The 14228-nt window shown below is 59.9% G+C and carries 13 protein-coding genes; 9 read left to right on the top strand and 4 right to left on the bottom strand.

What is annotated here, in order from left to right; translation table 11 throughout:
- The first annotated feature begins 134 nt into the window (after positions 1-134).
- Complete coding sequence (locus V6L81_RS11685) at positions 135-311, top strand: PA1571 family protein (protein WP_165446486.1); 177 nt, start codon at positions 135-137, stop codon at positions 309-311.
- A 92-nt stretch (positions 312-403) separates the two neighbouring features.
- On the opposite strand, the gene pdxB is transcribed toward V6L81_RS11685, so the two are convergent.
- Complete coding sequence (pdxB, locus tag V6L81_RS11680; RefSeq protein ID WP_095002744.1) at positions 404-1546, bottom strand: 4-phosphoerythronate dehydrogenase PdxB; 1143 nt, start codon at positions 1544-1546, stop codon at positions 404-406.
- 174 nt (positions 1547-1720) lie between these two features.
- Between pdxB and V6L81_RS11675 the strand changes: the two genes are divergently transcribed.
- Positions 1721-3121, top strand: coding sequence for an MATE family efflux transporter (locus tag V6L81_RS11675; protein ID WP_095018983.1), 1401 nt, complete (start codon positions 1721-1723; stop codon positions 3119-3121).
- 118 nt (positions 3122-3239) lie between these two features.
- Here V6L81_RS11675 and tusA read toward each other — a convergent pair whose 3' ends face one another.
- Positions 3240-3488 carry a sulfurtransferase TusA gene (gene tusA / locus V6L81_RS11670; RefSeq protein WP_095002746.1) on the bottom strand — a complete coding sequence of 83 codons (249 nt, stop codon included), beginning with the start codon at positions 3486-3488 and terminating at the stop codon, positions 3240-3242.
- Positions 3489-3502: 14 nt separating this feature from the next.
- On the bottom strand, positions 3503-4582 hold the full coding sequence (gene rlmM / locus V6L81_RS11665; protein ID WP_095018984.1) for a 23S rRNA (cytidine(2498)-2'-O)-methyltransferase RlmM: 1080 nt from the start codon (positions 4580-4582) through the stop codon (positions 3503-3505).
- Positions 4583-4786: 204 nt separating this feature from the next.
- Here rlmM and acnA point away from each other — a divergent pair, with 204 nt between their 5' ends.
- The 3 genes from acnA to V6L81_RS11650 all read left to right on the top strand — a co-directional run bounded on the left by acnA (position 4787) and on the right by V6L81_RS11650 (position 10142).
- Entirely contained in the window at positions 4787-7531 is a 2745-nt protein-coding gene (gene acnA, locus V6L81_RS11660; RefSeq protein WP_095020214.1) for an aconitate hydratase AcnA, read from the top strand.
- Positions 7532-7704: 173 nt separating this feature from the next.
- On the top strand, positions 7705-8496 hold the full coding sequence (locus V6L81_RS11655) for a CPBP family intramembrane glutamic endopeptidase (protein WP_095018986.1): 792 nt from the start codon (positions 7705-7707) through the stop codon (positions 8494-8496).
- Between the two features lie 80 nt (positions 8497-8576).
- Positions 8577-10142, top strand: a complete 1566-nt coding sequence (locus V6L81_RS11650) for a PAS domain-containing methyl-accepting chemotaxis protein (protein ID WP_095002750.1) — start codon at positions 8577-8579, stop codon at positions 10140-10142.
- Between the two features lie 49 nt (positions 10143-10191).
- Here V6L81_RS11650 and V6L81_RS11645 read toward each other — a convergent pair whose 3' ends face one another.
- Complete coding sequence (locus tag V6L81_RS11645) at positions 10192-10875, bottom strand: alpha/beta family hydrolase (protein ID WP_095024089.1); 684 nt, start codon at positions 10873-10875, stop codon at positions 10192-10194.
- 72 nt (positions 10876-10947) lie between these two features.
- Here V6L81_RS11645 and ccoN point away from each other — a divergent pair, with 72 nt between their 5' ends.
- Genes ccoN through ccoP form a run of 4 tightly spaced genes read left to right on the top strand, consistent with a single transcriptional unit; the run spans position 10948 to position 14133 of the window.
- On the top strand, positions 10948-12372 hold the full coding sequence (ccoN, locus tag V6L81_RS11640) for a cytochrome-c oxidase, cbb3-type subunit I (protein WP_019826669.1): 1425 nt from the start codon (positions 10948-10950) through the stop codon (positions 12370-12372).
- 10 nt (positions 12373-12382) lie between these two features.
- The gene (ccoO, locus tag V6L81_RS11635) at positions 12383-12991 is read left to right on the top strand and encodes a cytochrome-c oxidase, cbb3-type subunit II (protein WP_095002752.1); all 609 of its coding nucleotides are present in this window, start codon (positions 12383-12385) and stop codon (positions 12989-12991) included.
- 15 nt (positions 12992-13006) lie between these two features.
- Positions 13007-13198, top strand: a complete 192-nt coding sequence (locus tag V6L81_RS11630) for a cbb3-type cytochrome c oxidase subunit 3 (RefSeq protein WP_338659936.1) — start codon at positions 13007-13009, stop codon at positions 13196-13198.
- Positions 13195-14133 carry a cytochrome-c oxidase, cbb3-type subunit III gene (gene ccoP / locus V6L81_RS11625; protein WP_338659935.1) on the top strand — a complete coding sequence of 313 codons (939 nt, stop codon included), beginning with the start codon at positions 13195-13197 and terminating at the stop codon, positions 14131-14133. Before V6L81_RS11630 ends, ccoP begins: the two co-directional genes overlap by 4 nt.
- Positions 14134-14228 lie beyond the last annotated feature (95 nt).

The following is a 14228-nucleotide window of genomic DNA, read 5'->3' as shown; positions in this document are numbered from 1 at the left end:
TAGACAGTAATGTTCTAAAGTCGGGCTGGAAGTTTCAGGATATTTCTGTTGGACTGGGGTGGTCGCCAAGTTTGTAACAGCTTGGTCATTAAACGGATCTAAAGTAGCGCTACACCCTGATGAGGAGACAGGCCATGGATTTGCAACAGAACGCTCAAGCCGTACCGGTGATTCGTACCCAGCCACAGCAATCTCTGGGGTGCGCGTTTATCGACGAAAATGGTCAGGAGATCCTGATCACCGAGGCGATGATTCAGGACGCCTGCCATGAGCTGGAGCAACGCCTGGTCACGCCATCACGCAAGGGCTGATCCTTGCCAACAAGACCCTGTACATGATTAAACAGCATTCGCGTCACTGACCGGCCTTACTGCGTAGGGCCGGTTTTTTTAGGCCTGCACATTCAGACCGGCACGGCGCCCAAGGCTTTTACCAGTTGCTTCAGGGCCACTGAATCACCCGCGATATGCACCGGCAAGCCTTCAATTTCGCGGCGAATCGGGTAGTTTTTGCGCAGTCCGTCGAATGCCAGCTTTTGCTCCTGGACGGTTCCACTCAAACTGCGGCGAAAGTCGGCATCGTCACGGCGCGGGTCGTACACACCGCGACAGAGCATGGCCAGGGCCCATGCCGGGTCGCTGTCAGCACTCAGTTCAACCTTGGCCAGCCAGGGGGACGGCAGCAGGTCGGCCAGTTTGACTTCAGGGCTATGCCCCAGAAAATCGCACAATGCCTGATAAATCTGTGCCGTACCCCGCTGTTTGCCATCCAGGCTGTAGCCGGCAATATGCGGGGTGGCCAGCACGCACAGATCCGCCAGTTCGCGGTCTACTTGCGGCTCACCCTCCCATACATCCAGTACCGCTTGCAGATCATCCCGGCGGGTCAAAACTTCACGCAGCGCGGCATTATCCACCACCGGGCCGCGGCTGGCGTTGATCAGCCAGGTACCCGGTTTCAGCTGTTCCAGCCGCTGCTGATCAAGCAGATGCCAGGTCGGGTAATCGCCGGTCCTGTCCAGCGGCGTATGCAGGCTGAGTACATCGCACTGCTCGATCACGTGCTCAAGGCTGACATAGTCACCGCCCTCGGCCGCCGCCCGCACCGGGTCGCAAACCAGCACATTGAAGCCCAGTGAACGCAAGACGTTGACCAGGCGACCGCCCACTTCACCGGCACCAATCACGCCGTAGGTGCGCTGGGTCAAGTCGGCGCCTTCGATTTCAGCCAGCGTCAGCAGGCTGCCGAGCACGTAGTCCACGACGCCACGGGCATTGCAGCCAGGAGCACTGGACCAGTGGATACCAGACTGCTGGAAGTAATCCAGCGCCAGGTGATCAGTGCCGATGGTGCAGGTTCCGACAAACCGCACTGCACTGCCTTCGAGCAGCTCGCGGTCCACTTTGGTCACCGAGCGCACCAGCAAAACATCGGCATCGTGAACGTCTGCACGGTTGATCTGGCGCCCCGGCAAGCGGCGTATTTCACCGAAGTCAGCAAAAAATTCTTCGATCAGCGGAATATTTTCATCAGCAACAATCAACATGGCAGGCTCCTTTCGCGGAGTGGCAGTGTAGGCGTTGTTACGCGCAATGGGCCAGCCGGGTGTGCAGGTACTTGCGGGCACGCTTACAAAGGGCCTACAACTCGCTATTAACTGACCACATGGTCAGGCGTACAATCCCCGGCTTTGCGCGTTTAACCCTGTGGATACAAGCCAGTGAACTCTGTGACTCACCCCCCCTCTTCCCTCCCTGTCAGCCGCCCGGCCCGGGTACGCACCGAGGTGCGCGCGCTGTTGGCGCTGGCATTTCCCATCATCATTTCGCAGATCGCAACCACGGCCATGGGTTTTGTCGATGCCGTGATGGCCGGGCGCGTCGGCCCTCGGGATCTGGCCGCCGTGGCACTGGGCAACTCGATCTGGGTTCCGGTGTTTTTGTTGATGTCCGGCATTCTGCTGGCGACCACGCCCAAGGTCGCCCAGCGGTTTGGCGCCAATGCACACGGCGAAATCGGCCCCATCGTACGCCAGGCACTGTGGCTGGCACTGATTACCGGCCTGTGCGCAGCGTTGATCCTGATCGCGGCCGAGCCGCTATTGCATCTGATGAAGGTCGACCCTGAGCTGATCACCCCCAGCATGGGTTACCTGCACGGGATCGCCAGCGGCATGCCCGCCGTGGGGCTGTATTGCGTGTTGCGTAATTTCAGCGATGGCCTGGGAAAAACCCGGCCAAGCATGATCCTGGGGCTCAGTGCCCTGGCACTGAATATCCCGATCAACTACATCTTCATCTATGGCCACTTTGGCGTCCCGGCCATGGGCGGCGTGGGCTGCGGCTGGGCCACGGCCATTGTGATGTGGTTTATGGCTCTGGGCATGGTGGTCTGGACGTTCAGAGGGGCCATCTACCAGTCGAGTAAGGTCTACAGCCATTTTGAATGGCCAAAATGGGCGATCCTCAAGCGTTTGCTCAGTGTGGGCTTGCCGATTGGCATCGCAGTCTTTGCCGAATCGAGCATTTTTGCGGTGATTGCGCTGTTGATCGGCAGTTTGGGGGCCACGGTGGTGGCGGGCCATCAAATCGCCCTGAACTTCAGTTCGCTGGTCTTTATGATTCCATACTCACTGGGTATGGCGATTACCGTGCGCGTGGGTCAGGCCCTGGGCCGCCAGCAACCGCGCGAGGCACGCTTTGTAGCGGGCGTGGGCATGGGCACCGCACTGGTCTGGGCGGCGATTTCCGCCAGTCTGATCCTGCTGCTGCGTGAGCAGATTGCCACCGTCTACACCGCCGATCCCATGGTGATCGAGGTGGCGACCATGCTGTTGATGTTTGCTGCGCTGTATCAGTTCTCGGACGTGATCCAGGTCACCGCTGCCGGTGCCCTGCGCGGTTATCAGGACACACGAGTGACGATGATCCTGACCCTGTTTGCCTACTGGGGGATTGGTTTGCCGGTGGGCTACGCCCTGGGGCTGACCGACTGGTTCGGCCCGGCCAATGGCCCGAGCGGGCTATGGCAGGGCTTGATCGTTGGCCTGACCTGCGCGGCACTGATGCTGGGTGTGCGGTTGGCGCGCAGTGCGAAAAAACATATCCGCCGCCGCACATAAATGCGGTGGCAGCGGGCTTGCCCGCGATGGCATCAGCGTGGTTTGCCTGACAGACCGTGGCGCCTGCATCGCGAGCAAGCCCGCTCCCACAAGACCGGCGCAATTGCTATGGGCGCCGTCAATCCTGCTTCTTGCGGATCCAGTACAAGTACGTGCCCGCCTCTTCCTGCTGGCCCACCAGTTCATGGTCCAGAAACACGCAGAACTTGGGAATGTCGCGGCGGGTCGAAGGATCCGTCGCAATGACTTTCAACAAGCCACCCGGCGCCAGGTCGCGAATATATTGGTGCAGCATCATCACCGGCTCCGGGCAGTTCAGGCCGGTAGCGTCCAGGGTGCCGTCAACCGGCAGGTCGGTAAAACTCATCACTTACTCCCAGATCAGCGAGATTTGGTTTTTTTAACGTCCAGTCGACGCAAATGGCAGGTCACTTCTTCACGGTCGTGGTACAGCTGCTTGCAGCCGATTTCAACCTGAATGCCGCGTGCCTTGAAACCGTCTGCAATACGGTCGAGCAAACGGCGTACTTCGGCGTAACGTTGTTTCATCGGCAGCTTCAAGTTGACTACCGCTTCACGGCAATGACCTTCACCAATCCACTCTTCGAGCATGGCCGCATTGCGCGCCGGTTTCTCCACAATATCGCAGACCATCCAGTCCACCGGCTGCTTGGGCTTGAAGGTAAAGCCATCGGCCATCAAGTGCTGCACCAGACCGGTATCCATCAGGCTTTCAGCCATAGGGCCATTGTCGATGGCAGTCACGATCATGCCACGGTTGACCAGTTGCCAGGTCCAGCCACCCGGCGCAGCGCCAAGGTCAACACCGGTCATGTCGCTGTGCAGGCGCTCGTCCCACTGGTCGCGGGGGATAAAATGGTGCCAGGCCTCTTCAAGCTTGAGGGTTGAACGGCTAGGCGCTTCGCGGGGGAATTTCAGGCGCGGGATGCCCATGGGCCACATGGCCGAGTTGTTGGCCGGGGCCAGGCCAAGAAACACTTCACGACCACTTTTAAACGTCAGCAGCAGGCGCGGTTTGCTCCCGTCCTCTTCTTCAGTCAGTTTGCCGGCCTTGATCAGCGCTTTGCGCAGATGACCGTCGAACTTTTTGCAGAAGTTGGACAGTTCCTTGCCGTCATTGGTGTCGACGATTTCCAGCCACAGGCTGCCACACACCGGGAAGTCGGCCATGTGTTCGAGGATCACGCTGATCCGGTCGGTCTCCGGCAGCTCGACAAAGCCGCCACGAGCCCATTGACGCGGGAAAATCAGTTCGGCAAAACGCAAGCTGTTCATCAGCCGTTCAGCGCCGCCCTCTTCAGTGCACACAAACTCGGCACAGGCAGTGCCAGGCTTGGCCTTGGCGTAGCCAGCCACATTAAGGCGGGCGGCGTGCTCGGCGATTTCCGAGCAGACTTCGCCTTCAAACCCGGGCCGGCAGTGCATAAAAACGGTGTTCATTGAATTACTCCTGGGCAGCGGGCAGGAATTGCCCGGCTGCGCATCCTTGATTTGGCGCAAGGACTGTCACGAAAAGGTCGGCATGATAGCCGAGTTCGGAACCTTGAACCCGCATAGACAGTCCAGTTATTAGCCACAGCCCCTAATCAGAGCTAGGTTAGAAGCTCTGCTTGTGCCACGTGATCCGTCTAAAGGAGTCATTTCATGTCCTCCCTCGATAGCCTGAACACCCTAGCCACACTAAAAGTCGACGATAAGACTTATCACTATTTCAGCCTTGCCCTCGCCGCCAAATCACTCGGCGATTTGAGCAGGCTACCCATGTCACTCAAAGTGCTGCTGGAAAACCTGCTGCGCTGGGAAGACGGTAAAACCGTCACCGAGCCCGACCTCAAAGCTCTGGCCGCCTGGCTCAAGGCACGGCGCAGCGACCGGGAAATCCAGTACCGCCCTGCGCGGGTGCTGATGCAGGACTTCACCGGCGTACCGGCAGTGGTCGACCTGGCCGCCATGCGCGCCGCCATGGCCAAAGCCGGGGGTGATCCGCAACGTATCAACCCGCTGTCCCCCGTGGACCTGGTAATTGACCACTCGGTGATGGTCGACCGGTTTGCCAGCGCCAGCGCCTTCGAGCAAAACGTCGATATAGAGATGGAGCGCAACGGCGAACGCTATGCGTTTTTACGCTGGGGTCAAAATGCCTTCGATAATTTCAGCGTGGTCCCACCCGGTACCGGGATTTGCCATCAGGTGAACCTGGAATACCTGGGCCGCACGGTCTGGACCAAGGATGAAGACGGCCGCACCTACGCCTTCCCCGACACCCTGGTAGGCACCGACTCCCATACCACCATGATCAATGGCCTGGGTGTGCTGGGCTGGGGCGTGGGCGGCATTGAAGCCGAAGCGGCCATGCTGGGCCAGCCCGTGTCGATGCTGATCCCCGAAGTCGTGGGCTTCAAGCTCAGCGGCAAGCTCAAAGAAGGCATCACCGCCACCGACCTGGTGCTGACCGTGACGCAAATGCTGCGCAGCAAGGGTGTGGTCGGCAAGTTCGTAGAATTCTATGGCGATGGCCTGGCGGATCTGCCGCTGGCCGACCGTGCCACGCTTGCCAATATGGCCCCGGAATACGGCGCCACCTGCGGGTTTTTCCCGGTGGATGAGATCACCCTGGATTACCTGCGTCTTTCAGGCCGCCCAGAGGCCACAGTCAAACTGGTCGAGGCTTACTGCAAGGCCCAAGGGCTATGGCGGGTCGCAGGCCAGGAGCCGGTTTTCAGCGAAACCCTGGCTCTGGACATGGGCACCGTCGAAGCCAGCCTGGCCGGGCCAAAACGACCGCAAGACCGGGTTGCACTGCCCGATGTCGGGCAAGCTTTCGACGACTTTCTCAGCCTGCAATTCAAGCCGGCCACTAAAAAAGAAGAAGGCCGCCTTGAAAGCGAAGGTGGCGGCGGTGTTGCCGTGGGCAATGCCGACTTGATCGGTGAAGCGGACTACAGTTACGAAGGCCATACCTATCGCCTGAAAAACGGCGCTGTGGTGATTGCCGCCATTACGTCCTGCACCAACACCTCGAACCCCAGTGTGATGATGGCCGCAGGCCTGGTGGCCAAAAAAGCCGTCGAAAAAGGCCTGACACGCCAACCGTGGGTCAAGACGTCGCTGGCACCGGGCTCCAAGGTAGTCACCGATTACTACGCGGCCGCCGGCCTGACCCCGTACCTCGACCAGTTGGGCTTTGCCCTGGTGGGCTACGGCTGCACCACCTGTATCGGCAATTCCGGGCCACTGCCCGAGCCGATCGAAAAGGCCATTACCCAGTCCGACCTGACCGTGGCTTCAGTGCTGTCGGGCAACCGCAACTTTGAGGGGCGCGTGCATCCGCTGGTGAAAACCAACTGGCTGGCCTCGCCACCCCTGGTGGTGGCCTATGCCCTTGCGGGCACAGTACGCATTGATATCAGCCGTGAACCGCTGGGGACCGGAAAAGACGGCAAACCGGTGTACCTGCGCGATATCTGGCCCAGCCAGAAAGAAATCGCCGACGCCGTGGCCCAGGTGACCACAGGCATGTTCCACAAGGAATACGCCGAGGTGTTTGCCGGCGACGAACAGTGGCAAGCCATCGAAGTACCGCAAGCCGCAACTTATGTCTGGCAAGAGGACTCAACCTACATCCAGCATCCGCCGTTCTTCGACGAAATCAGCGGGCCACTACCGGTGATTGCCGACGTCAAAGGCGCAAACATCCTTGCGTTGCTGGGTGACTCGGTCACCACCGACCATATTTCCCCGGCCGGCAATATCAAGGCTGACAGCCCCGCCGGGCGCTACTTGCGCGACAAGGGCGTAGAACCACGGGACTTCAACTCTTACGGCTCGCGGCGTGGCAACCATGAAGTGATGATGCGCGGTACCTTCGCCAATATTCGCATTCGCAACGAAATGCTCGGCGGCGAAGAAGGCGGCAATACGATCTACATCCCCACCGGTGAAAAACTGCCGATCTTTGACGCGGCCATGCGTTACCAGGCCTCAGGCACTCCGCTGGTGGTGATAGCCGGCCAGGAATACGGTACTGGCTCAAGCCGCGACTGGGCGGCCAAGGGCACCAACCTGTTGGGGGTCAAGGCGGTGATTGCCGAGAGTTTCGAGCGCATCCACCGCTCCAACCTGGTGGGCATGGGCGTGCTGCCCTTGCAGTTCAAGCTCGATCAGAACCGCAAAAGCCTGAACATTACAGGCAAGGAAACCCTGGATATCCTCGGGTTGACCGGTACCGAACTGCAACCGCGAATGAACCTGACCCTGGTCATCACCCGCGAGGACGGCAGCCAGGAAAAAGTCGAAGTGCTCTGCAGAATCGATACCCTTAACGAGGTGGAATACTTCAAGGCCGGAGGGATTTTGCACTATGTGCTGCGTCAGCTGATTGCTTCATAGACGCACCTCAACCTTGTGGGAGCGGGCTTGCTCGCGATTCGGACTACACGGTCTGTCAGCCAGGCCGAGGTGATGCCATCGCGAGCGAGCCCGCTCCCACAGGGCCACGAATCGTTATACTTGCGCACCCCGGACTGGATCCGGGGTGTTTTTTAACGATTGCAAGGATTCACATGATTGCTTTGCCCTGGCCTTATCTGGCACTACTGACCCTGGGCTACGGCCTTGCCCTCAGCTACGGGCAATTAGGCGCTCAAACCCTCATCGCGCTAGCCTTGTTGACTGTCAGCGGGTTTGCCGTTGTGCAGAACAAAAGCCATTTGCTGCGCTATGCCGGGCATGCCTTGTTTGTGCTGCTGGCGCTGGCGCTGGCCTTGCACTGGCTGCCAGGTTTCCATAACGGTCGCGCCATCACCCCCACGCGACTGACCCCTGATGCCGTGCCCTTCTCGATGTACTTCAATCTGGACAAACCGCTGATTGGCTTCTGGCTGCTGCTGGTATGCCCCTGGATAGCACCGCGCTTTGCCTGGCGGGTATCCCTGGGGGCCACTGCAATGGGTCTGGCCCTGGCCGCCATTGCGGCGCTGGGCGGAGCGATGCTGCTGGGCATGATTGCCTGGGCACCGAAATGGCCTCATCAGAGCACCCTCTGGCTGCTGAATAATCTACTGCTGGTCACCCTGGTTGAAGAAGCGCTGTTTCGCGGTTACATCCAGGGCGGACTTAGCCGCAAGTTCAAGTTGCTGCCCCATGGGCAGAGCATTGCGCTGGTGCTGGCCTCGATACTGTTTGGCCTGGCCCATGCACCCGCCGGCTGGCAATGGATGCTACTGGCCGGGCTGGCCGGTGTCGGTTACGGCCTGGCCTACCGCTTTGGCGGGCTGGGTGCGGCGATCGCCACCCACTTTGGCCTCAATGTGCTGCATTTCCTGTTTTTTACCTACCCGATGCTCGCCCCCTGAAGGCCAGGGGCCTGAAATATAAATTAAACAATTCCTTGAGCATGCCGACAGCCTGTCAAAGTCTTGCGGATTGAAACGACATGCGTAACAACCAGCCCATCACTCAACGCGAACGCACATTCCCCGCGCAACAACGGTTGATTTCCACGACCGATGCCAAAGGCGTGATCACCTACTGCAACGATGCGTTCAGGGAAATCAGCGGGTTTTCGCGTGAGGAGCTGATACGCGCGCCGCACAATCTGGTGCGCCACCCGGACGTGCCCTCAGCAGTCTTCGAGCATATGTGGAGCACCCTGAAAAAGGGTTCGCCGTGGATGGGCATCGTCAAAAACCGCTGCAAAAACGGCGACCATTACTGGGTTAACGCCTATGTAACGCCGGTTTTCGAGAATGAGCAGGTCGTGGGTTACGAGTCGGTGCGGGTCAAGCCAACGGCCGAACAGATCCGCCGCGCCGAAGCCCTGTACACACGCCTCAACCGCGGCAAATCCGCGGTGCCTCAGCGCGACAAGTGGCTGCCGGTGCTGCAGGACTGGCTGCCCTTTATCCTGGTCAGCCAATTGAGCTTCATGATTGGCGCCATGCTCAATTCGAGCTGGGGTTTTGCCCTGGCAGCCCTGCTGTCGATACCGTTGGGGCTGCTGGGCCTGAGCTGGCAACAGCGCGGGGTCAAACGCCTGCTGCGTCTGGCCGAGCAGACCACCTCCGACCCGTTGATTGCCCAGATGTACACCGACAGCCGTGGCCCGCAAGCGCGTCTGGAAATGTCCATCCTGAGCCAGGAAGCGCGCCTGAAGACCTGCCTGACACGCCTGCAGGATACCGCCGAACACCTCAGCGGCCAGGCCCGTCAGTCCGACATTCTGGCACACAAAAGCTCGACCGGACTGGAGCGCCAGCGCGTCGAGACCGAGCAAGTGGCTACCGCCGTCAACCAGATGGCTGCCACCACCCAGGAAGTGGCCAGCCATGTGCAGCGCACTGCCGACGCGACCCAGGAAGCCAACCGTCTGACCAGTCGCGGTCGCGATATTGCCGGCGAAACCCGCGAAGCGATCCAGCGCCTGTCGGTTGTGGTGGGTGAAACCGGGGCCACGGTAACGCAACTGGCCAAGGACAGTGACGAGATCGGCGGCGTGGTCGATGTGATCAAGGGCATTGCCGACCAGACCAACCTGCTGGCCCTGAACGCCGCCATCGAAGCGGCACGGGCTGGAGAAATGGGCCGGGGCTTCGCCGTGGTGGCTGACGAAGTGCGCCAGCTGGCGCAACGCACCAGCGCTTCGACCGGGCAGATTCACAGCCTGATCGCCAAGCTGCAGCAGACAGCAGCCACCGCGGTGCAAACCATGGACGCTGGCCATCGTCAGGCGGAAGAAGGCGTAGCGCGGGTACTGGAAGCAGATCAGGCACTGGTGGGCATCAGCGAAGCGGTGGCCAATATCACCGACATGACCACCCAGATCGCGGCAGCGACCGAGGAGCAAAGCGCCGTGGCTGAAGAAATCAGCCGCAATATCAGCACCATTGCCGACCTGGCTGACCAGACCTCAGAGCAGGCGCAGCATTCGGCGCTGCTCAGCGAAGAACTGACCCAGACCGTCAACACCCAGTATTCGCTGGTGGAGCGGTTTAACCGCTGAGCCTTGTGGGAGCGATCCAATCGCGAGCAGGCTCGCTCCCACAAATTGTTCAAGGTTGCTGCAACCACCGCGCAATCCGGTCCGCCGCCGCATCCAGATGCTGCTCATGGGTAAACCCGGAGGCCTTCAACGGCTTAAGGTCGTGATCCCCCGATAGCAGCCACGACACTTCAATGCCCGGCGCCAGCGTGTAGGCCTCTACCGCTTCGCGGTTGCCCAAGGCATCGCGCTCGCCTTGTACGATCAACGTCGGCGTTGCCAATTCAGCCAGGTGCGCCACCCGGGGTTTTTCCGGCTTGCCTGCGGCATAGAACGGATAACCCAGGCACACCAGCGCGTCCACTTGCAGCTCATCGGCCAGCAGACTGGCCATACGCCCACCCATTGACTTGCCGCCAATGGCTAATGGCCCAGCGACATGCCGTCGCACCTCGGTAAAAACTTCACGCCAGCTTTCGAGCAGTTTCGCCTGCTGATTAGGAGGCCTTTTGCCATTATCGAGACGGCGCTGCGCCATATACGGGAACTCGAAGCGCAACACGCTCACCCCGCGTGCAGCAAGGCGTGCAGCCATGCCGTTCATCCAGCTGCTGTCCATCGGCGCACCCGCGCCGTGGGCCAGGATAAGGGTCGCGGTTGAACCCGCTGACGCGCCATTCCACAGCCAGCCCCTGTCCTGCACGCACTGCGCCCATTGATCCCCGTCAATACCGGCCTTGCCCGCTACGACCATGCTTGCCTCGCTTTTAGTCTGCCTATAACTCCAGGCGTGCGTTTGACGCGCCTGAACCGTGGATGGGGAACCATGAACACTTCTACAAGTACCGCCTATAACTACAAGGTGGTCCGCCAATTTGCCATTATGACGGTGGTTTGGGGCATCGTCGGTATGGGGCTCGGCGTTTTTCTCGCCGCGCAGTTGGTTTGGCCAGAACTTAACTTCAATTTGCCTTGGACCAGTTTCGGGCGCCTGCGCCCATTGCACACCAATGCGGTGATTTTCGCCTTCGGCGGCTGCGCGCTGTTCGCGGCCTCATTCTACTCGGTGCAACGCACCTGCCAGGCCACCCTGTTTTCGCCGAAAATCGCGGCGTTTACCTTCTGGGGCTGGCAGCTGGTCATCGTCCTGGCGGCCATCAGCCTGCCGCTGGGTTACACCAGCTCCAAGGAATACGCCGAGCTGGAATGGCCGATCGACATTTTGATCACCATTGTCTGGGTGGCCTACGCCATCGTGTTCTTCGGCACGATCATGAAGCGCAAAACCAAGCATATTTACGTGGGCAACTGGTTCTTCGGCGCGTTTATCGTGACCGTGGCGATTTTGCACATCGTCAATAACCTGGAAATTCCGGTCAGTTTCACCAAGTCCTACTCGCTCTACGGTGGCGCCACTGACGCCATGGTGCAGTGGTGGTACGGGCATAACGCTGTGGGCTTTTTCCTGACAGCTGGCTTCTTGGGGATGATGTACTACTTCGTGCCTAAACAGGCCGAACGTCCGATCTACTCCTATCGCCTGTCCATCGTGCACTTCTGGGCATTGATCACCCTGTACATCTGGGCGGGCCCCCACCACCTGCACTACACCGCGCTGCCGGACTGGGCGCAGTCGCTGGGCATGGTGATGTCGCTGATTCTGCTGGCACCGAGCTGGGGCGGCATGATCAACGGCATGATGACCCTCTCGGGCGCCTGGCATAAGCTGCGCAGCGATCCGATCCTGCGCTTCCTCGTGGTGTCCCTGGCCTTCTACGGCATGTCGACCTTCGAAGGCCCGATGATGGCAATCAAGACCGTCAACGCCCTCTCCCACTACACCGACTGGACCATCGGCCACGTACACGCCGGTGCCCTGGGCTGGGTGGCGATGATTTCGATCGGCGCGCTGTACCACATGATCCCGAAAATCTTCGGCCGCCCGCAGATGTACAGCCTGGGCCTGATCAACGCGCACTTCTGGCTGGCCACCATCGGCACCGTGCTCTACATCGCCTCGATGTGGGTCAACGGCATTGCCCAGGGCCTGATGTGGCGCGCAGTCAACGAAGACGGCACGCTGACTTACTCCTTCGTCGAAACTCTGGTGGCCAGCCATCCAGGTTATGTCGTGCGACTGGTCGGTGGTGCAATCTTCTTCAGCGGCATGTTGCTGATGGCTTACAACACTTGGCGCACCGTGCGTAACGCCGAGCCCGCTGAAGTCGTAGCCGCCGCGCAGATGGCCTGAGGAGTTGGCAATGAAACACGAAGTCGTTGAAAAAAATATCGGCCTGATGCTGTTGCTGATGATCCTGTGCGTAAGCGTGGGCGGCCTGACGCAAATCGTCCCGCTGTTCTTTGAAGACGTGACCAACACCCCGGTGGAGGGCATGAAGCCTTACACCGCACTGCAACTGGAAGGTCGCGACATCTACATCCGTGAAGGCTGCGTGCAGTGCCACTCGCAGATGATCCGTCCGTTCCGTGCCGAGACCGAGCGTTATGGTCACTACTCGGTAGCCGGTGAGAGCGTGTGGGATCACCCCTTCCTGTGGGGTTCCAAGCGCACCGGGCCGGACCTGGCCCGCGTCGGTGGCCGCTACTCGGATGACTGGCACCGCGCGCACTTGTACAACCCGCGCAACGTCGTGCCCGAATCAAAAATGCCAGCTTACCCATGGCTGGTGGCCTCGCCGGTAGACAGCAGCCATACCGAGAAAAAACTCGAAGTGATGCGCACCCTGGGCGTGCCTTACACCGACGAAGACATCGCCAACGCCAAGCAGTCCGTGCAGGGCAAGACCGAGATGGACGCTCTGGTCGCCTACCTGCAAGTGCTGGGCACTGCCATCAAGAGCAAGAGGTGAGCCATGGTCTTGGAGATGAGTAGTGGAATGATTCGCGGCCTGGGTACCGTGGTGGTGGCCGTGGCGTTTATAGGCCTGGCGCTGTGGGTGTTCAGCCCGCGACGCAAATCGGAGTTTGAAGACGCGACCTTACTGGCATTCAAGGACGATCCAGAGGCGATTCAACACGTCGAGAAAGAACAAGCGTCTAGGAGTAAAAAAGCATGACCACCTTCTGGAGTCTGTACATATGCGTGCTGACTATCGGCACGCTGATCGGCCTGACCTGGCTGCTGGTCAGCACGCGCAAGGGCGAGACCAAAAGCGATACGGTCGAAACCATGGGCCACAGCTTTGACGGCATCGAGGAGTACGACAACCCGCTGCCACAATGGTGGTTCATGCTGTTCGTCGGCACGCTGGTATTTGCCGTGGGCTACCTGATCCTGTACCCGGGCCTGGGCAACTGGAAAGGCCTGCTGCCCGGCTATGAGAATGGCTGGACCGGTGTACATGAGTGGGAAAAGGAAATGGACAAGGCGGACGCCAAATTTGGGCCCATCTACGCCAAATATGCCTCCATGCCCGTTGAACAAGTCGCTCAGGATCCGGCAGCACTGAAAATGGGCGGGCGCCTGTTTGCTTCCAACTGCTCGGTGTGCCACGGCTCGGATGCCAAGGGCGCTTTCGGCTTCCCTAACCTGGCCGACAACACCTGGCGCTGGGGCGGCGACGCCGACACGATCAAGGCCACCATCATGGGCGGTCGCATCGCGGCAATGCCGGCCTGGGGTGAAGTACTGGGTGAAAACGGAGTCAAAAACGTCGCCGCCTATGTACGCCACGACCTGGCGGGCCTGCCCCTCCCTGAAGGCGCCACTGTCGATCTGACGGCTGGCAAGCAAGCCTACGAAACCACTTGCGTGGCCTGCCACGGGGCAAACAGTAAAGGCATGCCGCTGATGGGCGCGCCAGACCTGACCCAACCTGCCGGTTTTATCTACGGCACCAGCCTGGCGCAATTGCAACAAACCATTCGCCATGGCCGTCAGGGCCACATGCCTGCGCAAAACGATTTGCTGGGCAACGACAAGGTGCAGCTGCTGGCGGCCTACGTGTTCAGCTTGTCACACGGTAATCAAGAGGAAAAAATAGCCGAATAATTACCGGACATTTCCTGCCGCATCATTTTGGTGCGGCAGTTCCCGCCTCAAAGCGCGACCAAGTGTCGCACCTCTTTCAGCCCCGCCATTGCTCT

Source organism: Pseudomonas bubulae (assembly GCF_037023725.1).
Classification (GTDB): domain Bacteria; phylum Pseudomonadota; class Gammaproteobacteria; order Pseudomonadales; family Pseudomonadaceae; genus Aquipseudomonas; species Aquipseudomonas bubulae.
The sequence above is the reverse complement of the archived record's forward strand: the minus strand, read 5'-3'. Positions and strand labels throughout refer to the sequence as shown.